Here is a 22,978-nt window from a genome sequence, read left to right on the forward strand (position 1 = left end):
CGACCCGCTGCACCCGGCTACGCCGCGTTTGCGATCGCCACGGTCAGCCGCGGCTGATGTCGCGCGCGGTGGCCAGCGCGGCCAGTTTCTGCGGGTTGCGCATCACGTAGAAATTGGTGATCTTGCCCTCGGCGATCTCCAGCGTGATCACACCCTCGAGCTGTTCGCCGAGGTAGAGCAGGACCGCCGGGGCGCTGTTGCAGGTCACCATGTCCACCCGCATCGTGCCGAGGGCCGCGGCCCGGCGCATCAGGCCGGCGATCGCGCGGGCCACCTTCTCGGCGCCGACCACCGGCCGGCGGGCGGCGCTCACCACGCCGCCGCTGTCGGCCGTCCAGGTGGCGTCCGGGGCGAGCATCGTCATCAGCGCTTCCACGTCGCCGCTGGCCGCGGTGGCCAGGAACTGCGCGGTGATCTCGGCGTTGCGTTCGGGGTCCACCGAGTCGAAGCGCTTGCGCCGGGCCCGCACGTGTTCGCGCGCCCGGTGCGCAACCTGCCGCACGGTGGGCGCCGGCCTGCCCACCGCCTCGGCGATCTCGACGTAGTCGAACCCGAACACCTCGCGCAGCACGAACACCGCGCGCTCGTCTGGACTCAACGTCTCCAGCAACACCAGCATCGCCATCGAAATCGACTCCGCCAGGACGACGTCGGCCGAGGGATCCTGCGCGTCCAGCAGCAGCGGCTCGGGCAGCCACGGCCCCACGTAATCCTCGCGCCGGCGGGCACCGGCCCGCAGCGAGTTCAGCGCCTGGCGGGTGACCAGCTGGGCCAGGTACGACTTGGTGTCGCGCACCGTCGCCAAGTCGACCCCCGCCCACCGCAGATAGCTGTCCTGCAAGACGTCGTCGGCCTCGGTCGCCGAGCCCAGCATCTCGTAGGCGATGGTGAACAGCAGTGGCCGCAGCAGGGTGAACCGTTCGGCGTGCTCGCTGCCGGCCGGTGCCTGCGTCATGGCGCAACGACCTCCGCGTCGACCGGGGACTGCGCGGGCCGCTTGCCGCCCTTGATCCAGCGATACGAACCGGGCTTGGCCGCCTCCCGCCGGATCGACCACACCGTGCCCTTGCAGACCGCCTCCTTGAGCGAAGCCGCCGCCCGCCCACCGAGGAACATGTTCACCGGGGTGTCGTCCGTGCGCGCCATCTGGAAGGTGGCGTGCGCGCGGCCCAGGCTGACGCACTGCCCGACGAACGCCTGGCTCAGCGCCGCGGGGGCGTCGCCGGCGATGCGGGCGAGCACGGTGTTGGCGGCCTGGGCGCCCATCGGGCCTGCGGCCTGGCAGCTCATCCGCAACGGCTGGCCGGACGGCGCGGCGGCGTCACCCGCGGCCACGATGCGCTCGTCGTCGATGCTGGTGAGCGTCTCATCGGTGAGCAGCCGGCCCATCGGGTCGGTGTGCAGCCCGCTGCGCACGGCCAGGTCCGGCACGGCGAATCCGGCCGTCCAGATGGTCGCCGCGCTGGGCAGCGTCACGCCGTCGGTGAGCACTACTTCATTCCAGCGCACCTCGGCCACCGCCACGGACTCCAGCACGTTGATACCCAGGCGCCGCAGCCGCTTGGCCACCGAGCGCCGGCCCCTCTTGCTCAGCGACGGACCGAGCACCGGGCCGCAGACCAGGGTCACCGGGCGCCCGCTCTCGGCGAGCTCGGCGGCCGTCTCGATGCCGGTCAACCCGCCACCGACCACGGTGATGGCTGCGGGCAGCGGCAGATCGGTGAGCGCGTAGTGCAGCCGCTGCGCGCTTTCCAGGTCGGCCACCGAATGCGCGAATTCGGCGCAGCCGGGCACCGCGGCAGCCCCGGTCGCGGTGGCGCCGGTGCTCCCCACCGCGTAGATCAGGTAGTCATAGGTCAGCTCGGCGCCGGTGGCCAGCGCGACCCGGCGACCGGCGGTGTCGATGTGATCGACGGAGTCGACGATCAGCTGGATCCCCTCGCCGAGCAGACTCGCGTAGTCGGCGGTCGCCGTTCCGGTGTCGGCAACCAACTGGTGCAAGCGGATTCGCTCGACGAAGACCGACCGCGGGTTCACCACGATGATGTCGATGTCCGGGCGCTGCCGCAGATGGTTGGCCGCCAGTGTTCCGGCGTATCCGGCGCCGACAACGACGACATGGGTTCTTTGGGGGGCCTTCATGGCTGTCTCCTTTTCGTGAGGACCTGTGCCCTTGAGACACCGCAGACCCGCCGAGCGTGACACGCTCGCCCCCAATTGTGACCCGTCTCACGGAGACGGCCGTGGGGGCTACTTGACCTGCTGTTCAACCATTTTTGGAAAGAAACTGAAGCTGTTCACGTAGACGCCTCGAGGAGCCCAGTCGTTTACCCGGTTGCCCAGATTGGCTGGGTTTTGGTGCTGAGCGGGGTCGAACTCCTCTATCGGCAGCCACGCGTCACCGCGATCGAAGTAACCCGAGAAACCGAGCCCGTTCAAAAACTGGTTGATCTCGGCGACGGCGTCGGTGCGATGGCGTTCCTCGGCTTCCAGGAGAACCACTGGTCGATTACGCACGAGAGTCTTCGAGGCGCCACGCAAGACGGCCAGTTCATGACCCTCCACGTCGATCTTGATCATGCCGATGTCGTCCAGATGCAAGTCGTCGAGTCGTGTGACGGGCACGTCGATGCTCTGCACTTCGCTGCCATTTACGTCGCTTAGTGCATTCTTGCTGTCGATCGTGCTGCGGCCTGGCTCGGACGCGACCACGCGCATGGACGTCGTGCCGCGCTTATCCGACAGCGCGACCGCTTCCACCCGGGCCGCGGCGCCAACTGCCTTCAACATCGAGGCCAAATCGCGTGCCTGCGCCGGCCGGGGCTCGAACGCGATCACCGACAGTGAAGACCCCAACATTGCGATCGTGAACTCGCCGACATCTGCTCCGATGTCCAGCGAGATCCGGGCTGGGTCGCATAGGGAAGCCGCCAGCCGCACGTCGGGGCGGGATTCGCCGAGTCGTCGCAGGATGCGGTATTTGCGTCCCCAGAACAGGCGGGGTGCCAGTGTCTTTGCCGCAGGCGCGAGCCAACGTTTGGCCGAACGTGTGGCGGGCATCGTATGGTCTCCCGTGCGATTTGCTGGATCACCAGCGTAGTAGACGCTGCCCGTACGGTGGTTTGCGGCGCGCGGTGCTGAGGAGTCGCGCAGCAAGCATCGGGCTGCGCTGCGCCGCTCGTGCTACGCTGCGATACGCCAATTCGTGGCCTGCCTCCGGGGCCGGATAGACGCACAAGACAAACCCGCGAAATGTGGGGCCACTTCAGTGCGCATCGGTGTGCACGGGGAGAAGCAACCTTGACGATGACCATTTCTTCGAGCGGCCGCGCGCCGTTGAGGTCGGGCGCGATCTGACGCGGTGACCATGTTGTGCTCATTGAGGAAACGTGCGCTGGCCGCTGTCGTGTGCGCGGCGGTGGTGCTCAGCGGCTGCGGCGATAAGAGCGACCCCGGGCCGCTGTCGGCGATGGTCAGCCCAGCCATCCCGCCTACCGTGCAGGAGATACCCAACCCGCTGCGCGGCCAGTACGAGGAAATGCTGAATCCGCTATTCCCGCAAGGCAATTCGGCGCAGCAGCGATACTCCGCCTGGCCGGCGTCGTACGACGCCAGCCTGCGCGTCTCGTGGCGGCAGTTGCAGCCCGTCGACCCGCGCACGCTGCCCCCGGACGCACCTGATGACCGCAAGTTCGATTTCAGCGCCATCGACGACGCGCTGGCCAAGCTCGGCAGCCGCAACATGCGCCTGACCCTGGGCGTGTACGTCTACAAGTCCTGCTGCAACGACTCCTACGCCGACAACACCAACATCGCGATTCCGGATTGGCTGCGCCCGTCGGCCGCCAGCTATCCCGCGCCGCCGAACGGTTCCGCCCCGGGCGTGACCCAGGTGGTGCCGAACTTCAACGACCCCGACTACCTCAACGGCGTCGGCCAGCTGCTGGCCGCGCTCGGCCGCCGCTACGACGGTGACGAGCGCCTGTCCGTGTTCGAGTTCTCCGGGTACGGGGACTTCGGCCAGAACCAGCTCGCGTACGTGCGTGATTCGCTGAGTGCGCCGGGCCCCACCCCCGACGACAGCGTGGTGAAGCTGGGCTATTACAGCCAGTTCCGTGACCAGAGCATCACCAAGGCCTCCATCGCGCAGCTGGTCGCGGCCAACACCAACGCCTTCCCGCGCACCCAGCTGGTGGTGGCTCCGCAGAATCCGGAGATCGTCCGCCAGCTGTTCGCCGACGACGTCACCAAAAAGTTGGCGGCACCGGTCGGTATCCGCGCCGACTGCCTCGGGGTGCAGGCCCCCCTGCCGGAATGGGCCGAGGCCAACGACTCGTACTACGTGCGATCCAACGACGCGGTGGTCAACGCGATCAAGCAGCGGCTGATGACCGCGCTGGTGATCAGCCAGTGGTGCCGATTGCCGAGCGGAGCGGATGCCCGGTCGTATTACGAGAAGGGCCTGCACGACGTCATCCGGTATCACGTGTCGATGACGTCGAGCGCCGATTTCCCGGACCGCGATGCGACGTCGGCGATGGACCCCAAGCTGTTTCAGTTGTGGAGCCAGGCCAATATCTCTGCCGGCTACCGGTATTCGGTCGAGGCGCAGCCGGGATCGCAATCGATCCAGGGCAAGGTGGCGACGATCTCGGTCGACTGGACCAATTACGGCTCGGCGGCGGCCACCGAGCGCTGGGTGCCCGGCTACAAGCTGGTGGACTTCTCGGGCGCGGTGGTTCGCAGCCTGCCGGCGACCGTCAACCTCAAGACGTTGTTGCACGACGAATCCAGCCAGTCGCGTGAGGAGCCGGTGGCGGAGTCGGCCAGCGAGTCGGTGCACGTGGACGTCGCCGGACTGGCACCCGGTCACTACACGCTGCGCGCCTCGGTCGAATGGCAACAGCACATCCCGGGCGCCTCGCACGTGGTGAACTACGCCCCGATGGCGCTGGCGCGGGACGGCCGCGACGGCTCCGGGCTGTACCCGATTGCCACACTTGACATTCCGAGCGACGCGGCCTCAGCAAACGGTCAGTGATCCGTCGCTTCGCGGCGCCCGCCGGCACCTTGTCGTAAGTCCTGATCGACTGGGCCGTGCGTGATACCGTTTCCAGACGGATTTCGGCCGCGTCGCCGCGCGGTTCGAAGTTCGACCAGCAAACAACCGAGCGAACTATCGGACCCCTTCGATGGGTATTCGGAAGGGTCGCCGAGTGTGCCCGTATCGGAGGACCCGTGCCACGCAGCCTGGACCTGGTGGTCACCTCCGTCGCCACCCAGTTGATGGAGGCCACGGCGTCCACCGCGACCCGGGTCAGCGAAAAGGTTCTCGAGCAGCTCGTCGAGCAGTTCGATGTGGACGCCAGCTTCCTGCGCCACCACGCCCAGGACGCCCCGGCCTCGGTGCTGGTGGCCGAGTGGCCACGCCGCACCGATGGCGCCGATCCGGATCCGGTGGCCGATCTCGAGTCGGACGGCGCCGAGTCGGTGCTCGCCCAGTGCGAGCGCGACCGGAAGCCGGTGGTGACCCGGCCCGATCAGCCCAACGGCTGGATTCGCCGCTCGCTGAACCAGGGCAAGTCGCAGGTGTCGCCGTCGCTGGCCGTCGCGCCGCTGGTGTCCGGCGATGCGACCACCGGTGTGCTCGGGTTCGTCAAGTTCGGCGCCCGCAAGTGGAAGCAAGAGGAGATCAACACGCTCGAGGCGGTCGCCGCCCTGTTCGCTCAGCTGCAGGCCCGCATCGCCGCCGAGGAACGGCTCCGCTATCTCGCCGAACACGACGACCTGACCGGCGTCTACAACCGTCGAGCGCTGGTCGCGCATCTGACCGAACGGCTCGCGGCCGGCGGCCCCGGGCCCGTCGCGGTCTTCTACCTCGATCTCGACCGGCTCAAGCCGATCAACGATTACCTCGGCCACTCCGCGGGTGACTGGTTCATCAGGATGTTCGCGCAACGCATCGAGGAGTGCGCGGGAAGCCAGAGCATGATCGCCCGGGTGGGCGGCGACGAGTTCGTGGTCATCCCGCATGAGCCGATGTCCTCGGAGGACGCCGAGGCGTTCGCGCGGCGCCTGTCGGCGATGTTGTGCGACCGCCTCACCATCGGCGGCCACGTGATCAGCCGGACCGTCAGCATCGGGCTGGCGGTGGGCACGCCCGGCACCGACAACTGCGCCGACCTGCTCCGGCGAGCCGATGAGGCCGTGCTGACGGCCAAGCGCGCCGGCGGCAACCAGACCGCGGTGTCCACCGACGACATGTCGCTGAAACGCGCCTTCCGCAACGACATCGAGCTGCACCTGCAGGGCGACATCGAAAGCGAAGGTTTGATCCTGCACTACCTGCCCGAGGTCGACCTGTGGACCGGCGCCATCGTCGGCGCCGAGGCGCTGGTGCGGTGGCGGCATCCGGTGTGGGGACTGCTGTTGCCCGACGCGTTCATCGGTGTCGCCGAATCGACCAACCTGGCCGCGGAATTGGGCCGGTGGGTGATGCGCAGCGCCTGCGCCGAGTTCAGCGGGTGGCGGGCCAACGGCGTCGGGCAGGGCGCCATGCTGCGCATCAACGTCTCGCCCATTCAGCTGATCAGCCGCGGTTTCGTGGAAAGTGTCGCCGACACCATCGGCGAGTTCGGCATCGATGCCGAGTCGGTGTGCCTGGAGATCACCGAGCGCGCGGTGGTGCACGACATCGACACCACGCGAAAGACCTTGTCGGAGCTCAAGGAAGTGGGGGTGCAGATCGCCATCGACGACTTCGGCACCGGTTACGCCGTTCTGTCCCACCTGAAGTCCCTTCCGGTGGACATGCTCAAGATCGATGCCGGGTTCGTGCGTGACGTGGGCGCCAACGCCGGTGACCTGGCCATCGTCCGCGCGATCATCGGGCTGGCCGAGGCGTTCGGCCTGGAAGTGGTCGCCGAAGGCATCGAGACACCCGCTGCCGCAGTGACTTTGATGCAACACGGCTGCCACCGGGCGCAGGGCTTCCTGTTGTCGCGCCCGCTCCCCGGTGATGCGATGGAAGCGTTGCTGTCCGCGCGCTGGATGCCGATGCCGTTTCTGGCCGATCGCGAGTCATCGTCGCTGGGTTCGCTCTAACCTTAGACCATAATGGTCCGAAAAATTAGCAAGAGGGCAGTGGCCTTTGCGATGTTCGCGATATTGTTACTCAACGGATGTGGCGGTCAGCAGCAAACCGGTTCGTTGAGCGCGATAGTCAGCCCGGCCTTACCGTCTAACACCCAGGAGATCCCCAACCCGTTGCGCGGCCAGTACGAGGACCTCCTGCAACCGCTTTTCCCACAAGGCAATCCCGCACAACAGCGGTATCCGGCTTGGCCGGCGTCCTACGACGCCAGCCTGCGCCTCTCGTGGCGGCAGATACAGCCCACCGATCCGCGCACGTTGCCGCCCAATGCTCGTGACGATCTTAAGTTCGACTTCAGCGTGATCGACGATGCGCTGGCGAAATCGGCTGAGCGCAATATGCGGATGACGCTTCGCGTCTATGCCTACAACTCGTGCTGTGACACCACGTATCCGAACAACACCAACATCGGGGTGCCGGAATGGGTGCATGCCGTTCCTGGCACCACCACTAGCTTTCCCGGGTCGCCGAACGGCCCCGGAGCGGGGGTGACGCAGGTTGTGCCCAATTGGAACGACCCCAACTATCTGCATGCGTTCGAGCAGTTGCTGGGTGCGCTCGGTCGCCGCTATGACCGCGACGAGCGGCTCAGCGTGTTCGAGTTTTCCGGTTACGGGGATTTCAGCGAAAACCACATCGCGTATCTGCGCGACTCGTTAGGCGCGCCGGGTCCGGCGCCTGACGAGAGCATCACGAAACTGGGGTATTACAACCAGTTTCGGGACCAGAGCATCACCAAGGCGTCCATCGGCCGGCTCGTCGCAGCGAACGTAAGCGCCTTCCCCCATACACAATTGGTAACTGCACCGGACAATCCGGAGATCGTCCGGGAGTTGCTTGCCGACGACGTCACGAAGCAGCTGTCAGCGCCGGTAGGCATTCGCTCCGATTGCCTCGGGATGTACTCGCCGCTGCCGACGTGGGCCGAGTCCAACGACTCTCAGTACGTACGGTCCAACGACTCGGTCGTAACCGCGATCAAGCAACGGATGGCCTCAGCGCTCGTGATCACCGAGTGGTGCCAGTTGGACGCCGGAACCGACCCTCGGTCCTACTACGAAAAAGCGCTACACGACGTCGTCAGATATCACGTCGCGATGACGTCGAGCGTCAATTTCGCGGATCGAGACTCGAGTGTGGCGATGGACCCTAAGTTGTATCTGCTGTGGGCACAGGCCAATACCTCGGCCGGTTACCGGTACTCCGTCGAATCGCGGAAGGGATCGCAGTCGATAGAGGGCAAGGTGGCGAGCATCGTGGCGGTATGGACCAACTACGGCTCCGCGGCCACCGTCGAGAATTGGGTATCTGGCTACAAGCTGGTGGATTTCTCCGGAGCGGTGGTCCGTTCGCTTCCGGCGGCGGTCAACCTGAAAATGCTGGTATCCAGCGACACAAGCCAGTCGCGTGACCAGGCGGTGGCGACATCGGCCACGGAGACAATTCACGTCGATTTGAACGGGTTGGCGCCGGGGCACTACACGCTTCGCGCAACAGTGGAATGGCAACAGCACAAGCCGGATGCATCACACGTGGTGAATTATCCGCCCATGAACTTAGCGCGCGACGGCCGTGATAGCTCCGGGCTGTATTCTATTGCGACGCTTGACATCCCACGTGACACACTGATCCCTGCCAACGGTAAATGATGTGTCTCAGTCCATGCCGGCGAGCCTTCGAGTGTTGTGGCTGTCGCCGTGGATGCGGCCGTTGGCGCGGGTCCAGGCCGAAGCGCTGAATCGCCGGGGCGCCGACGTGATGCTGGTGACCTCCGATCTGCACCCGGAGTCCGGCGCCCCCCGCGATTACGAGTTGGTGCTCGATCCGCGGTTTCGCACGGCTGCAACCTGGCCCGCAAGCTTCGCGGCCTGGCACCGCGTCCGCGAGTTTCGGCCCCACGTCGTCATCGCCGAGCTGGTCCGCGACCCGCGTTGGATCGCGTTGGCCGGACGGGCTCCCCGCGTCCAGCTGGTGCACGACGACCAACCCCATGACCCCGCCGAAGAACGGCCCGCGTATGAGCGGGCCGTATTCGACCGTTGGGGCGCCCACTCGGCGGCGACCGTGACGTACAGTGATTACGTTGCAACCGCCGTCGCCACCCGGCGTGACGTCAGTGGGAGCAGGTTGCATGTGCTGCCCCTCACCAGCGATCTCGACCCGAAGTTACTTCCTCCGCTGGTCGGCCCCAACGGACGTCGTGACTTCGTGATGGTCGGCCGCCTCAACCCGTACAAGAACCTCGAGCGAGTACTCGAGGCATGGCAGCAGCACGTCATGGGCGGTGGCTGGCGCGGAGACGATCTGGTGTTCATCGGCGACGGGCCGCTTGAGGGACGAACCCTTCCTGAACACACCCGGTGGCTAGCCGGCAGGTACCGGTACTCCGACGTCGTCGCCACGATGGCCGCGGCGAAAGGTTCGATCGCCCACTATCGGCGCGCTTCGCAAAGCGGTGTTCAGGTGCTGTCGATGCAGCTTGGCGTCACACCGATCGTCTCCACCGCCGGTGGTCTGCCCGAGTATCAACCGCGAGGCTGCCCGGCGATCGGCGTTGACGACGTCGCCGGGCTCGCAGCCGCATTCGACCAGCTGGCCGATCCGTCCCTCGCCGCGCTTCACGGGGCCGCGGCGGCGCGACATTACGAGCAACGCTGCGCCGTCGAGCGCGTTGTGGATCCCTTGCTGGGAGTGCTTACCGAAGTGCTTGCAGATCGACGCTGACCGGGCAACCCGCGTCCGTTGGGCTGGCAACACGATCACGGCTGTAGAGCCAGGCCCGTGAGGAGCGGCTAGAGTTCCACAGTTGATGGCAAGACTGACCGAGCTCGTGCCGCCCACCACCCGCGCGACTATCAAGAACGTCGCAGCCAAACTGCTGTGCGCGGCGGGGGTACCGGCGTTGGCCCGGCTCCGACACCGCGACCGGCTCGCCATCGTGATGTTCCACGGTGTGGAAGACAAAGCGTTGTCGCCGGCCTGTTGGCATGTGCTCGACGCGGCGCTGTACCGCCGTCAATTGGCCTACCTGCGCAAGCACTTTCACGTTCTTCCGCTCGAGGAGGCCCTCGATTGCCTCGCCGCGGGGACGCTTCCGCCGCGCGCGGTGGCGATCACCTTCGACGACGGCACCCGCAACCTCGCCACGAACGCGGTTCCGGTGTTGCGCGCTCTGAAACTGCCCGCCGCGGTGTTTTTGGCAACGGGCCCGATGGGCAGCGGCGAAACCCTGTGGCCCGACCGGCTTTGGCTGGCGATCGCACGCACCACCGTAGACGAACTCGATATGGGCGCGCTGGGGCTGGGCGCTCGTTCGCTTGACGGTGAGGCCAACCGCGGCAAGGTGTACGCAGCTGCGGTTGAGCGGTTGAAAGACCTGCCCGACGCGCAACGAATCGCGGTATTGGATAACGTCCTCGACGCACTGGACTACCGCGACGGCGGCGACGCTGGCCCGTTCCGGATGCTGTCCTGGGACGAAGCGCGCGAGATCGTCAGTGATGGTCTGGTGACGCTTTACCCGCACACGGTGACCCACCCGATCCTCTCGCGCTGCAGCGACAACAAGGTCGCACAGGAGATCAACGAGTCGTGCGCGGTGTTGGAACGTGAGACAGGCCGAGCGCCAACAGTTTTCGCTTACCCTAACGGGCGGCTCCAGGACTTCGACGTCCGCGCCAAGGCCGTCCTGGTCGGTCACGGGGTGCGCTGGGCGTTGTCGACCGCGGCGGGATTCGCCGATCGTCGCTGCGACCCGATGGCGCTGCCGCGGTTGGCGGTGGGCGGCGATTCGTCATTCGACTATTTCCGGTTGATGGTCTCCGGCGGCCTGCCACACCGCTATGGCGGCAGCCGTGCGATGACCCGTGTGGGTTGAGCAGTCCGTGTCAGCGGGACGCAGCGATGAGCCACAAGTCGTGCAGTGCATCCCGCCATCGAACGACGTCGAAGGCGGCGGCGCGCGCGTAGGCGGCGGCGGCGAGGCGGCCGCGCAACCCGGCATCGACGATGAGGGACTGCATCGCCGCCGCCAGCTCGCCGGTGTCGCCGGGTTTGACCAGCACACCGTGGACCCCGTCAGTGACCACCTCCGGAATCGCGCCCACCGCAGTAGCTACCGGAACTACCCCGTTGGCCATCGCCTCCAGCACCGCCATCGGAAGCCCCTCGCTGTAGCTGGGCAACACGAAGATGGCCGATTCGGCCAGTAACTGGTCGCGGCGGGCGGAGCCGACCCAGCCGACGACGTCGATGATGTCGTCGAGCGCGTTGGCCCGGACGAACGCGCGCACCTGATCCACTTCTCCGTCACAGGCCAGCGTGAAGCGCAGATCGGTCTGGATTTCGTTGCGCAGCATGCCGATTGCGCGAACCAGATCGTAGCTTCCCTTGTTGGCGCCCAATCTGCCCAACGACACGATCCGCAGAGGCTGCCCAGTGCGCGGCGCCGGGGCGACGGCGGGCATCACCACCGGGTTGTAGAGGACCCGGGTGTTGGCTTCATCGAATCCGAGACTCGCGCAGGATTCTTTGACATGGGATTGTCCGAGCACCACCGAGTAGTCGGCGCGCAGCGCTGCGCGTACTGCCCGGCGCAGCAGCGGCGGCAGCTCGTCGAACCATGGGAAGAACTGCGTGCTATGGCCATGAATGATTGTCGGGACCCCGCATAGCCGCGCGACGAACAACGGTACAGACTTGCGAGCAATGCTGCCGCGCCATGAATAGTGAACATGCAGTACGTCGGCGAACCCGAACACCAGCAGCGCGCATGCCTTGAGGGCGCCCGAGATTGCCGTCCAAAGCCGCGTCGTAATGGAGGCGTCGACATAGGTGGGAATCAAGCGGACGCGGAATCGAGAATCGTTGTCCTCAGTCAACAACTGGATCACTGTCGCCATGCCACCGCGGCTGTTGGGACCGGCTGGCGCGTTCCCGATCGTCAGGACCCGGACGGGATGGCGAACCGGCTCCGATGGCGTCACCCGCCGGCCGCCGATGGCAAGTTGGCGGCCGCGGAGAGCAATTCGATCAAAACCGCGATCATCGACCTGACCCCGAGCTTGCGGCTGTGGATGTCTCGGAGCTCGTCCGCTGCCAGGGACAATGGGGCAGCCACGCGAAGCAGTAATAACTCAAACGGCCAGATTCTCTCTGCCTGGCATCTGCAGATACGTTTCGCGTACGGCGCGTATACGGATCAGGAACGCGAGGTTTCCGATCGTGTATCTCTTGAACAACCGCTTTGGTTCGTTCAGTAAGCGAAATACCCATTCCGCGTGGATCGCGCGCAACCACCATGGCGCCCTTTTTACTTTATTGCCGATAAAGTCGATAATGGCGCCGCCATTGATAAGTATCGGGTTATAGGTCGTATTCGCTTTAAGGTACGAAGCGACCAGCTCCTGTTTTGGCATCCCCATGCCCAGGAGGACTATTCTGGGTTTATAGCATTCGATTATTTCCAGATAGGACTTTTTGTCTTTGAATCCGTTTTCGCAAACGATCACGTCGTGCCCGCGCCGTTTGAGTGATTCCGCCGCCTCTGAGAGGTAAGGCTCCCGGGTGCCCAGGACGCCGAGAGTCTCGCCCTTCGCGTGATCTAGCAGTTGCGGTATGGCGTCGGTACCGTTCATGTTCACCCCGGCGTCGGCTTTGAGCGCCTTGAAAAGCAATTGCATACCGATGCCGTCGCGCAAGATAATGTCGGATTGCAGTATGGCATCGGCGAACTCTTCTTCCCGGCAGCAGAGGTTGAAGCCATGTGCATTCAGAAAAGAAATGATCTGCGTTGACTTCGACGCAAGGCACTTGCGGATCAACGCTTCTGCTTCTTCACCGTTCTTGACCGGTGTGATGTTATCGATGATCTTGTTAATTACTTTCGAGTCCATCTTTGTCCGTCCGCACTTGGGGCGGCCCGATCGTGCCGACCGCGCTGCCTCCATCGCGTAGCCGACTCGGGCAAGCGGACTGAACCACCCTGGGCCTGGCGAACCGCGTGCCCGATGTTCCCGTGAGGGAGGTCTGGTAGAAAGGCGAGATCAAACTGAACGCCCGCATGAAACGCGACAATACCTGGTGGATGCACGATTTGAAGACGAAAATGCGAATTGCGACGATTGGCCGGAGTCCGCGCGCCGACGGCCACGCAGCGTCACGTTCGGACGGCAACCACTGATTTGATCAATCCGGCGAATCGCTCGTGCCAGATGATCGATGACGGGAAGTATCGACGCATCTGCGAAATACCGATCAGCTCGATCTCATCGACTTGTTCCTGTGCTTCTTCGCGGGTGTGCGTCCGAATATGGCCACGATTCCAGCGCAGCGATATCTGGACGCGGGCCTCGTACGGCAGCCATTGCATGCCAGGAAAGAGCCAGTGCGGTTCGATCGGAAAATAACGGTACGGCGTCTGTATCCAATGCCGGTCGGCGAGGGCGTGGACATTGTCAGCCAGTCGTTGACGCTGTACGTGACCGCCCACATGTTCGAGCAGCGAATTGGAGAACACAAGGTCGAAGTGAGCACTCGCAACTGATTTCGGTGGATCGCACGCATCTCCCTGGATCGCCGTTATGTCCGGGGTCCACGACTCCAGCGATGCTCGGTTTACCGTTGTCACCGACTTGGGCCGCACGGATGCGAGCCGCCACGACTCCGGCGTTCCACCCAGGTCGAGCACTCGCATTTCCGAGAAAGAGGGAAAGGTATCGATCAGATGTCGCCAGCGCCGTGCGCGGGCGCGACCAGACAATGATCGTCTCGAATCGACGTCGGTCGCGGCGTCCCGCAGCCAGTCAGACATCCAGGTACACATCCACTCTTGAGGTCCAGCCCGCACCGCGCGGTGGGGATCTGCCACAACGCTCGGGTCACATGTGCCGTCCCGCCCACCAGGTGTTAGAAGGTTAACCGCTGGCGCGGAAATATCTGTGTCCCCGACTCGGTGCCGCCAAAACTCTCTTCCTGCCTTATGGCATCTTCCAGCAGCGCCGGCCGGAGGCGGACCGCCCATGCGCGGCTGAATCGCGGCCGGTCAGAATTCACTCGGGCATCGCTACGGACATCGGCTCGGCCGCCACGCCGCTCTCGACATTGCCTTCGCTGGGGTCCGCTCTGCTGGATTCGCCCGGCTGTCCACGTCCCACGTTGGCGAAACCCATCGCTAATCCCAGCAGCATGCCGAACACCACGGAGTCGGGGGTGTCTTCGATGTTTGGACCGACGATGGCTAAAACCAGGAAGCCGACGCTGACGGCGGCGCTGATCTTCGCGGGCTTCGCCGCGCAGCGCAACGCCCGGACGACCGGGGTTAGCGCAAATAGCGCGAAAGCTGCCATGCCCAGCGCGCCGGCTTTGACGAGCCACCAGAGATAGAAGTTGTGTGCGTAAGTGGTGCCCAGTAGCGCGGTGAATTGGTCAAACCCGAACGCGTCGTTCCCCGATCCCTCGTCCCCGAAGGGCAGGCGATAGGCGGCACCCATTCCGTGGCCGAACACAGGCGCTTTGGCAATGGCACGGGTGAGAGCGGCATTTTCGTCCAGCCTGTATTGCGTCGATTCGTCTACGGCGAGCGAGCTCGCCGTGACGCCGCCGAGCACCCGGTGAGTGAAGCCGGCGAACTGACCGCCTAGCCATGCCCCGACGCTCGAGTGCTGCAGCAGGAACAGCGCGACCGGCACCATCACGGCTAACAGCGCCGCGCTGCTGACAAAAAATGTCGCCGAGCGGAGCAGCGCTCGCCAGCCAGGGTTGGCGAAGAACGCAACGACGGCGGCCGCGGCGATCGCGATCAGCGTGCCGCGGGAGAAGGACAGCAGCGAAATGACCAGTGCGGGCGTGCCCATAGTGAAGTACGTCGCGAGCCTGACTCGGCCGAGGATCTGAGCGGCGACCAGGGCGGCGAGCACCGCGATGGCCGGCGCGGTGGTGGGGACGATCAAGCGAATGATCGAGCCGCCAAAGCTCGATTCGCCGATGGTCTCGAAACGGCCGGTCAGGCGCAAACCCGACGACGAACTCACCACCGCCATCGCCGCCGAAAACCACAGTGTCAGGATGAGCGTGCGCGCCGCTCCCTTAAGGTAGTCGCCGTGCACGATCAACAGTGCCAGCAGGTATCCGGCGACCATTTCGAATAGGGATGTCGCTTCGTGGAGTATTACCTCGGGGGCGTATCCGGCCGCGAACCCGATCCCGGTATACAACACGACGGTCAACACGAACATGCCCGGCAACCAGAAATCGGAGAACCGCGGCCTGACCAGCTGGATCAAATAGAAAATCGCCGATAACAGAGCAACGTGCCAGACGTAAATCGCTACCGGGCCAATGACTTTCCCGACATACAAACCGATGGGCAGCGCGCCGAACGTGTAAAACAATGCGATCCATGCCATTGCCTCTGGTCTGGCCCAGTAGACGACCAGGCCGAACATCATGCCCACTAGGACGACACCTACGTAGGGGTCACGCACCGATGCGACGCCGAAGGCGAAGCATCCAAAAAGAAAAAGCGACACGACCCCGGTGGCCAGCACCAAGCGATGGCGTTTCCGCAGGTAGTAGATCACGTTGAGCCGCGGAGTTTCGTTCGGTAGGTCCGGTAGGAAGCCTTGGCGTGCCGGGACAGGCGGGCGTCGGTCAGCACCGTGCCGATGATGCGGGCACCGGCCGCGTCCAGCTCGGTCAACGCGTCGGCGAGTTCTGCCTCGGTGGTGCGGCCTGCCCGGATGACCAACACGGTGGCGTGCGCAGCGCCGCTCAGCATGCTGGCATCGGCCGTCCCCAGCACCGGTGGCGCGTCGATCACCGTTCGGTCAAACTTAGCGGATAGCTCCCGCATCGCGTTCTCCAGCGCGTCCGGCAGATACGCGCTGCAGGGCAGGGTCCCACGGCGGGCGGCGCGCGGCGCAAGCACGAAGAGCTTGGCAATCGGTGTCGGCTTGACGACTTTGACCGCGGTTGCGGGGTTGGCCAGCGCGCTGGCAAGTCCTTCGCCCGATTCCACCTTCAGCAAACCGGCAATCACCGGTCGACGGGTATCGCCCTCGACGAGCAGAACGCCTTCGCCAGATTCGGCGGACGCCTTCGCCAGGTTCAGCGCCGTGGTCGTGGTTCCCTCGCCGCCGAACGGTGCCGTCAGCACCACCAGGCGTGCTCCGGGTCCGGCCGCTCTGAGTAGACGTGCCCGCAGACCTCGGACCGCATCATCGGATGAGACGTCGGTGCCGAATCGCGGTGCGGTGCCGCGGTTTCCCGGCAGCTCAGCCAATGTCGGCAGCTTGGAAAGCCGTTCCAGCTGCTGGCGATCTCGCACCGTGTGATCGGTGGCCTCGCGGGCCAACGCCACGCCCACTCCGAGGATCACCCCGGCCACCAGTCCCAGGGCCATGTTGCGTACGGGCACCGGACTCTTCGGATGACGTGGCACGGCGGCCGGCTCCACGACCGTCGCCCGGGCCAAGATCGTCTCGGGTTGCTGCGTTTGCACTGGCGGTGGGTCGTCGTTCTGCTGCGGGGGCGCTCCCTTCGGAGTTCCGCCGAGTGATCCGACGAGCGTGACGAATTCATCGGCCACCGCTTTGGTCAGTACGGCGCTGCGATTCGCGTCCGTGTCGGTGACGACGATCGTGAACAGCATTGATTTCGGCACGTACTGGACGCGAGTCTTGCCGGCTAGGGCGTCGGCACTGATCGGGAGGTCGTAATGTGCGACCGCACGCTGTGCCACGGCGCGTCCGCCGGCAATCGCCGCGTACGACGACAGCCGATCTTGCACGGCCTGCGTCCCGTAGTACAGCTGGGTTGGATCCGTCTGCCCAGGGAAGGAGATGAGCACGCTGGCCGACGACTCGTAGTTCCTCGTCTGAAACGCCGTGACAGCCGCGGCGCCGGCCAGACAAGCCAACAACGCAGCGGCGAACAGCTTCCAGCGAACTGTAATCGTCCGGGCGAAGGTGCGGAAATCCATCGAGTGATACCTCTCTATGCCCTACCCAGCCATTTGTTACCTATAGCGCGTTTGAATTGGTCGTCGCGTCTCATCGGCGATTCGCTGACTCGACTATGTTCTGCGGTGGCGGTACACAAGCACGCCGCCACCTGCAGCGGCAACCGCGGCCCAAGCGCCGGCGACCCACAGCATCCACGTGTGGTCGTCCTCGTGCTTCGGCGGTTGCGCAGCGATGTCGGTGGGCGGATTGGCCACGGTGATTGGTTCACTGCCCGGGACCGAGATGATCTGTCGTCCGTCCAACCCGAACCAGCGGCCCTGCTCAGCGGACAACCACCGCAGCAATTCATCGAGTTGCCCGGGCGCTCCGTTGGAGGTAGCGATCAGAAGCGAGCGATGACCGTCAAACGCGGTCTGCAGCGAACCGAAGTGGATCGATGGATCGAGGGCGAGCGTGATGGACTCGCCCCCGGCGTCCAAACCGTCGATCGTGATGCTGCCCTGCTCTGCGTTGAAGGGCAGCGCGATCGTCTGGACCGGCCAAGCTCCGGCAGAAATCAGGATTGCCGGGTCACGGCTGTCGATGGCCTGCTTGAGGCTGACCACCTTGGTCGCCAACGGCACCGCGCTCAGCTGTTGTAGGCCCACCATGATCTGGACTGCGCGCACGGTGTCGTTGAATGCGTCGTCGGTGATGCCGATTTGAATGCGTGGCATCAGTGACTGCGGAATGGACGGAAAGCCTTTCGGGATAGGCGGATTGGCTCGGCCAGTCTGGACCTCGGTCTTGGGGTCGATCTTCAGGGTTATCGGAAGGTACTCGCCGCAATGACCCGCATCCCCGGTGGTATGCACCTTGATCGAGAGGCTGGTGGAACGAGTCAGTGCCCGATCCGGAATGTCCACCCAGCGATCGATCGTGCCGTTTGCTTCGGCCGGCCATCTGTTAACCGTCTGCCCGGCGACCGAGGCGACCACTTCACCGCCGAAATTGTTTGGAAGGGGTGTGTGCGAGCCGATCAGGTGCACTCTGATGTGGTCGAGCGAATGACCCCATCGCGTCTGGTCCAGGCTGATTCCCACGTCAGGCCACAGATCCTCCGCGCTGAGTCCGGTCTGATTCAGTTGTTCAAGGGTGGTGGTGTCGCTGGCCAGCTTCTGCTTGTTCGGAAGCGGGCCGGCGCTCGTGGTAGGGCCGAGCGCGAATCGCAATGAGGGATCCGTAAGTAGGCGCGTTTGGTTGGTGAGCTCGTCACCAGGGCCCGAGATGAGCAGCGCGGGAACTCCTGCGTCGCCCTGCAGCGAAAGGCCCTTATCTGGGCCCTCTTTGATGATGATCTGCCGTTCCAAAGGTAGGGACGGGTCTACCACGGTGGCCCCGCGGTCGTAGAGGGCTTCGACGACCACTTGCGGATTCTGGCCGCTGTAGCGATCTTCCAGCGCCGCGGCCATTTGCACCGCCGCGTCGGATTCCTGCTGCGTAGGCTTGGGCGGCAGCCAGATGGTCAGCTTGCGGAGCACCGGGGGGAGGAAGTCGGCGACGGTCTTCGGTGCGACTTCCGCGCCGGCGAACGCAATTGATCCGTTGACAAGCCGTATCGGGGACAGGGGATCCCAGCAGTAATTCTCCAGCGGCAGTACCGTCGCCGTCAGGGTGAGACTAACCGACTTACCGGTGACCTTTGTTCCTGCAAGGGGAATCACCATCTGAGTCTGGTCCTTGGACGGTAACTCCATCCGGGTGATCGTGCGGTCGTCCTGTGTGACCGTAAGGTTGCCGAACCGTAGATTGACTGGGATTTCGAGCGTCGCGTTCAACGAGATTGGATTCAATCCCGCGGGGACCGCAAACGTCAGACCAGTGACGGAAAGTTCGCGGTGCGGATAGAACTCGATCGTGCTCTGTGCGCCCAGATTGGGCAGCGGAATGGTCGGAGCTTCGATGATGGCCCCGCCACCGCCGACCGGGTCCGCCGCCGCGGGCGGGGCCGCCAAGACCAGCAGCGCGATGACCCCGGCAAACGCTTTAAGCCGGTGCGAGCGGCTCCATTTCATCGCTGCATTGTAGCCAGTTGGACCACGCCCGTTCGGCCTCTCTTCAGGGCGTTGCGGGATAAAAAAGGCACGGGATCGTCGACGAGTGCCGTCGCCGGATCGATCCTCACCGTCACACCGTGTTTCCGCGCGCTGTCCCAGTATTTTTCGGCCCTGTGCACGCGGCTGGCGAACCTGCTTGTCGTTGATCTCAATTCCTCTCGAAAACTCGGTCGGCATAGGGCAAACCGTCTTAATATCGGTCGCTGACGACGAAAGTTTCGGTGTGTGCTCGATTTGGCACGGGCATGCCTAGCGGTCCGCGACGCTGAGCATCAGGCCTCCTCACCGTATTGCGTCAATCGCGTCGAGGTAGGCGTCAGTCATCGCTTCCACCGTGTAATGCTTACGCATGCGCTCGAAGCCACGCAGTCCAACCGAGGGCAGTGCGGTGGGATCCGCCAGGATCTCGGCCAAGCGATTTCGCCATTCCTGCACCGTCACCTGCTCGACGAGGAAGCCTGCCTTTCCGAATTCGAGCATTTCTGGGACTGCGCAGATCGCCGACGCGGCAACCGGTATCGCCCGGGCCATGGCCTCGAGAATTACCAAAGGGAACGCCTCGGAGCGGCTGGGCAGGCACAACAGATCAGCCTCGGCCAGCGCATGCCCGGGACCGGGGGACCAGCCACGCCAATGAACCCGGTCGCGTAACGCGGTGGGGGTCCGATCCTCGAGTTTCGCCCGGTCGGGACCGTCGCCGAATATCGATAGAGTCCATGAAAATTCCGTCAGGTCACCGAGCGCATCGACCAGGAGGTGGGGGTTCTTGTGCTCTACGATCCGCGAAAGCATCACCAAATGCACTGGAGCGCCGTCCTGGCGGATCCGCTGGCTGGGTTGGGCCTCCGTGGTGACGCCGTTGGGAGCCACGAAGTGTCGTCCAGTCAACCGATGGTGTGCGACGAGCATGTCCCAATGGCGTTGCGCCAGAACAATAAATCCATCTGCTCGGGACATTGCGGCGGCGAGCGGTCGCGAATAGATCGGTCGATCCTCGTCTGGCGGGGTGTGCGGAGCGACCAGCCAGCGCCGATCGCGGCCAGCGGCCCTCCACAGCGTGCCAAAACCCGTCTCCGTGTTGGTGTCGCCGCTGATCAATACCGCTGGGCCTAGGGGTAGATCGACGGTAGGCGCCCACCATGGTTGACGCACCACCCGCACGCTGTGCGGAATCTCCTCGATCAGCGGGCCGAACCGTTGCGCGCAGACGATGGTCACCGAGTGGCCGCGGTGAGCCAATTCTGCTGCCAGCAGCGCCTTCTGCCGCTCGGCTCCGCCGTACACCAGGCGGTTAGTGACGATCACGATCGCCGGCAGATTTTTACCTCGGCTTCGTCGTGCCGTCCGACGGGCAGCGCGCTTCGCGGGCTGCAGTCTGTCCAAAAGCGTTGTTCCAAAGAGATATATATCCCCATGGTGGACGCTGTTTTGATGCTCGAGTACGAGGGCGGCATTGGCGCGCAACAAGTCGGCAACACGACGGCGTTCGTCGGTCGAAAAGTCTCCATCGGGCACTGTGCCGACTTCGAGCGCACCGAAGTCAGCCACCGGATCAACTCGAGCGACGCCAAGTTCGTCGGCCAGCAAAGTGCGCCAGCCCGCCGCGCGGGCACGAATCTGCCAGTCGATGTCCCCGCCGTATCCGAAGAATTCCTCGTCGAAACCGCCGATGGAGTTCCAGGCGGCGCGGCTGATCGCCAGGCAGGCGCCGTCGAGATAGCCATCGACACCGCGTGATTCGACGGGTTGGTGCCTAAATCGGGGCGAAATCGGTGTCCGGCGTAGCGAACTCGAGTGCCCAGTGGCCGCCATCAGCGCACGCAACAGCGTGGGGCGGCGTGCTGCGACGTCCCACGCAGCCGGACCAGGCGGGGCCGCCTCGCCCCAGGCGCACGCCATCGGCGACACCGCTGCCACTGCAGGCCGGCGCAGCAATTCTCTCGTGCGTGTCAACGCTCCGCGCAGCTCAGCAGTGGGACTCAAGAGGAGCAGATCGGAGTCGCTTGGTGTGTGTGCCACCAACGCATTGAATGCCGTGCCGATGCCGACGGGTACCGGCCCTAGGACCCAATGGGCTGCCGGGTACCGGGCCGCAAGTTCATGACGACCGGGATAGCGTGCTCCGCTGTTCTCGTAGACAAAGACGGGCAGTTCAGGTAATTGCTTGGCGACGCTGGCCAAACACCTCTCGACCAGGTCATGGCTCTTGTCAGTCACGATCAGTACCGCAAGGGGGCGCTCGGTCGGCAACGTGGCTGTCCCACCGATCGGGCGTTTCAAGTATGCCCGGTCCCTTTCGCGGGTCATGCCGGCATCTTTTTGCGGGTGAGCGAGGTCAACATCGGCCAGCTGACGGGCCCGATCGCCATGTTGACGGCCAAGTAAACGACAGCGGCAACGCCCAGAACGAGAACCACTTGGTGGCCTGATAGCAACAGCACCGTCCCGGCGCTGGCGGCCGTCGGTACAAACACCCGGAACAGGAACCTCAGCGGCGTGCGGTAGCCGCATCGGCGTCGCAGCCACCAGCTGGAGCTCACCATGCTGAATATCTCCGTGCACACCAACGTGACACCGGTGCCCACAGCGCCGAACTTTCCGGCTAGAGCGAGATTCAGCGCGATGTTGAGAAGCAGTGTGAACAGCCACATCCGGAAGAAGAACTTCTGCTCGTGGGCAGCGAACAGGCCCTGACCGAGAGCGTCGGCGACACATCGCAGGGCTACCGCGACGAACAGCAAACTCAGCGTCATCGTCCCGCGTTCGACGAAAGCCCGGTCGCCGAAGAACTCGACCAGGGGGCCGGCTAGCAACGCACCGATCGCGGCCACTGGGACCACCAGGAAGTACATGAGTTCGACACTGCGCCGCAGGAAGCCGGCGAAAGCGCCGATATCACGGGAGAACAGCTCGGTGGTGGTCGATAGCGTCGACTTGAGGAAGAAGATTGACAGGACCTCGATGTTGAACGCGATCGTGTACGCCAGCCCATACACGCCTACCTCGGAATCGGTGCTCAGCAATGACAGGATCACGCCGTCCGCGCGCCAGTACACGATCGCGATCACCAGCACGCCCATCAGCGGCAGGCTTTCCCGCAACAGATCCAGCGCCTCTCGCGGTGCGAAGATCGGGCGCAGCGAGATGCGTTGGGCCGCCGCGGTTCCCTGTATCAGAAGTTGTACAGCCGGCGGGATGAGTTGGGCGACGGCGAACCATATGACCTCAGCTCGTGTGGCCACTAGATAAGCGACCATGGCCAAGGTGGCTAGCCGGCTGACGACGTCGGAGATGGCCACTGCGGAGAAGCGTACGGTGGCAACAAAGACCGGCTCGAACCGTTTGGTGACTGTCATCATCAGCAGCTGACCGGAGAGCACCACGAGCATTACCCGCACGTCGCGATCGTGGTAGATGAGGAGCCCGGAGATTGCCGCCGCAGCAGCCAGCGGCACGCAATACAGTAGTGACAGACCGCTATTGACGCGAACCAACCGCTCGAGGCCTTCCGGGTCGGACGTGACACGGCGCACAATGACGGTTCCAACGCCGAGATCTGTCAGGCTGAGCCACATCCCGATGAAGACGACCGCGATGGTGAATTGGCCATAGAGGCCGGGACCCAGGTACCGGGCCGTCATCGCCACGGAAACGACCGAAGCCAGCATCCCAAATGCCCGGCAGGTCAGCTGGATAGCGTAGGCGTGGGCGATCTGCGACAGCGGGACCGACCGCGGGCCCGCAACGTCGGCCAACGGGTTTGTCAT

The 22,978-nt window shown here is 64.5% G+C and carries 17 protein-coding genes; 5 read left to right on the plus strand and 12 right to left on the minus strand.

What is annotated here, in order from left to right; translation table 11 throughout:
* Positions 1 to 43: 43 nt before the first annotated feature.
* The 3 genes from B8W69_RS10750 to B8W69_RS10760 form a co-directional block, all read right to left on the minus strand.
* Positions 44 to 955, minus strand: a complete 912-nt coding sequence (locus B8W69_RS10750) for an RNA polymerase sigma-70 factor (RefSeq protein WP_085289808.1) — start codon at positions 953 to 955, stop codon at positions 44 to 46.
* Positions 952 to 2,142 (minus strand): NAD(P)/FAD-dependent oxidoreductase, encoded by a 1,191-nt coding sequence (locus tag B8W69_RS10755; protein WP_085289809.1) that lies wholly within the window; start codon positions 2,140 to 2,142, stop codon positions 952 to 954. The genes B8W69_RS10750 and B8W69_RS10755 overlap by 4 nt, the downstream gene beginning before the upstream one ends.
* Positions 2,143 to 2,250: 108 nt before the next feature.
* A complete protein-coding gene (locus B8W69_RS10760) occupies positions 2,251 to 3,060 on the minus strand; it encodes an FkbM family methyltransferase (protein WP_085289810.1) in 810 nt (269 codons plus the stop codon).
* 307 nt (positions 3,061 to 3,367) lie between these two features.
* On the opposite strand from B8W69_RS10760, the gene B8W69_RS10765 reads away from it, so the two are divergent.
* The 5 genes from B8W69_RS10765 to B8W69_RS10785 all read left to right on the plus strand — a co-directional run bounded on the left by B8W69_RS10765 (position 3,368) and on the right by B8W69_RS10785 (position 11,030).
* Positions 3,368 to 5,041, plus strand: coding sequence for a hypothetical protein (locus B8W69_RS10765; protein WP_085289887.1), 1,674 nt, complete (start codon positions 3,368 to 3,370; stop codon positions 5,039 to 5,041).
* Between the two features lie 197 nt (positions 5,042 to 5,238).
* Positions 5,239 to 7,104: a putative bifunctional diguanylate cyclase/phosphodiesterase gene (locus B8W69_RS10770; RefSeq protein ID WP_085289811.1), complete on the plus strand. Its 1,866-nt coding sequence runs from the start codon at positions 5,239 to 5,241 to the stop codon at positions 7,102 to 7,104.
* Between the two features lie 12 nt (positions 7,105 to 7,116).
* A complete protein-coding gene (locus B8W69_RS10775) occupies positions 7,117 to 8,802 on the plus strand; it encodes a hypothetical protein (RefSeq protein WP_085289812.1) in 1,686 nt (561 codons plus the stop codon).
* A 31-nt stretch (positions 8,803 to 8,833) separates the two neighbouring features.
* Positions 8,834 to 9,877: a glycosyltransferase family 4 protein gene (locus tag B8W69_RS10780; RefSeq protein ID WP_181447370.1), complete on the plus strand. Its 1,044-nt coding sequence runs from the start codon at positions 8,834 to 8,836 to the stop codon at positions 9,875 to 9,877.
* Between the two features lie 85 nt (positions 9,878 to 9,962).
* The gene (locus B8W69_RS10785; protein ID WP_085289813.1) at positions 9,963 to 11,030 is read left to right on the plus strand and encodes a polysaccharide deacetylase family protein; all 1,068 of its coding nucleotides are present in this window, start codon (positions 9,963 to 9,965) and stop codon (positions 11,028 to 11,030) included.
* Between the two features lie 10 nt (positions 11,031 to 11,040).
* On the opposite strand, the gene B8W69_RS10790 is transcribed toward B8W69_RS10785, so the two are convergent.
* The 9 genes from B8W69_RS10790 to B8W69_RS10825 all read right to left on the minus strand — a co-directional run bounded on the left by B8W69_RS10790 (position 11,041) and on the right by B8W69_RS10825 (position 22,978).
* A complete protein-coding gene (locus B8W69_RS10790) occupies positions 11,041 to 12,054 on the minus strand; it encodes a glycosyltransferase family 4 protein (protein ID WP_133057990.1) in 1,014 nt (337 codons plus the stop codon).
* Between the two features lie 80 nt (positions 12,055 to 12,134).
* Complete coding sequence (locus B8W69_RS30570) at positions 12,135 to 12,272, minus strand: hypothetical protein (RefSeq protein WP_165762587.1); 138 nt, start codon at positions 12,270 to 12,272, stop codon at positions 12,135 to 12,137.
* Between the two features lie 16 nt (positions 12,273 to 12,288).
* Complete coding sequence (locus B8W69_RS10795; RefSeq protein ID WP_165762588.1) at positions 12,289 to 13,047, minus strand: WecB/TagA/CpsF family glycosyltransferase; 759 nt, start codon at positions 13,045 to 13,047, stop codon at positions 12,289 to 12,291.
* 263 nt (positions 13,048 to 13,310) lie between these two features.
* A complete protein-coding gene (locus B8W69_RS10800; RefSeq protein ID WP_085289816.1) occupies positions 13,311 to 13,964 on the minus strand; it encodes a class I SAM-dependent methyltransferase in 654 nt (217 codons plus the stop codon).
* A gap of 238 nt (positions 13,965 to 14,202) precedes the next feature.
* A complete protein-coding gene (locus B8W69_RS10805; protein WP_085289817.1) occupies positions 14,203 to 15,732 on the minus strand; it encodes an O-antigen ligase family protein in 1,530 nt (509 codons plus the stop codon).
* Positions 15,729 to 17,132 carry a tyrosine-protein kinase domain-containing protein gene (locus B8W69_RS10810; protein WP_085289818.1) on the minus strand — a complete coding sequence of 468 codons (1,404 nt, stop codon included), beginning with the start codon at positions 17,130 to 17,132 and terminating at the stop codon, positions 15,729 to 15,731. The genes B8W69_RS10805 and B8W69_RS10810 overlap by 4 nt, the downstream gene beginning before the upstream one ends.
* Before the next feature lie 93 nt (positions 17,133 to 17,225).
* Entirely contained in the window at positions 17,226 to 19,388 is a 2,163-nt protein-coding gene (locus B8W69_RS10815; protein ID WP_133057991.1) for a hypothetical protein, read from the minus strand.
* 105 nt (positions 19,389 to 19,493) lie between these two features.
* Positions 19,494 to 21,518, minus strand: a complete 2,025-nt coding sequence (locus B8W69_RS10820) for a glycosyltransferase (protein WP_085289820.1) — start codon at positions 21,516 to 21,518, stop codon at positions 19,494 to 19,496.
* Positions 21,515 to 22,978, minus strand: coding sequence for an oligosaccharide flippase family protein (locus tag B8W69_RS10825; protein WP_085289821.1), 1,464 nt, complete (start codon positions 22,976 to 22,978; stop codon positions 21,515 to 21,517). The genes B8W69_RS10820 and B8W69_RS10825 overlap by 4 nt, the downstream gene beginning before the upstream one ends.

Origin of the sequence: Mycolicibacterium vulneris, assembly GCF_002104765.1 — a bacterium.
Lineage (GTDB): Bacteria > Actinomycetota > Actinomycetes > Mycobacteriales > Mycobacteriaceae > Mycobacterium > Mycobacterium vulneris.

Coding starts and splice junctions, on each gene's coding strand:
- B8W69_RS10810 (WP_085289818.1), bottom strand. CDS start 17,132: ATGGATTTCCGCACCTTCGCCCGGACGATTACAGTTCGCTGGAAGCTG.
- B8W69_RS10815 (WP_133057991.1), bottom strand. CDS start 19,388: ATGCCGACCGAGTTTTCGAGAGGAATTGAGATCAACGACAAGCAGGTT.
- B8W69_RS10795 (WP_165762588.1), bottom strand. CDS start 13,047: ATGGACTCGAAAGTAATTAACAAGATCATCGATAACATCACACCGGTC.
- B8W69_RS10755 (WP_085289809.1), bottom strand. CDS start 2,142: ATGAAGGCCCCCCAAAGAACCCATGTCGTCGTTGTCGGCGCCGGATAC.
- B8W69_RS10750 (WP_085289808.1), bottom strand. CDS start 955: ATGACGCAGGCACCGGCCGGCAGCGAGCACGCCGAACGGTTCACCCTG.
- B8W69_RS10790 (WP_133057990.1), bottom strand. CDS start 12,054: ATGGCGACAGTGATCCAGTTGTTGACTGAGGACAACGATTCTCGATTC.
- B8W69_RS10800 (WP_085289816.1), bottom strand. CDS start 13,964: ATGTCTGACTGGCTGCGGGACGCCGCGACCGACGTCGATTCGAGACGA.
- B8W69_RS10765 (WP_085289887.1), top strand. CDS start 3,368: ATGTTGTGCTCATTGAGGAAACGTGCGCTGGCCGCTGTCGTGTGCGCG.
- B8W69_RS10760 (WP_085289810.1), bottom strand. CDS start 3,060: ATGCCCGCCACACGTTCGGCCAAACGTTGGCTCGCGCCTGCGGCAAAG.
- B8W69_RS10820 (WP_085289820.1), bottom strand. CDS start 21,518: ATGACCCGCGAAAGGGACCGGGCATACTTGAAACGCCCGATCGGTGGG.
- B8W69_RS10825 (WP_085289821.1), bottom strand. CDS start 22,978: ATGACAAACCCGTTGGCCGACGTTGCGGGCCCGCGGTCGGTCCCGCTG.
- B8W69_RS10785 (WP_085289813.1), top strand. CDS start 9,963: ATGGCAAGACTGACCGAGCTCGTGCCGCCCACCACCCGCGCGACTATC.
- B8W69_RS10775 (WP_085289812.1), top strand. CDS start 7,117: ATGGTCCGAAAAATTAGCAAGAGGGCAGTGGCCTTTGCGATGTTCGCG.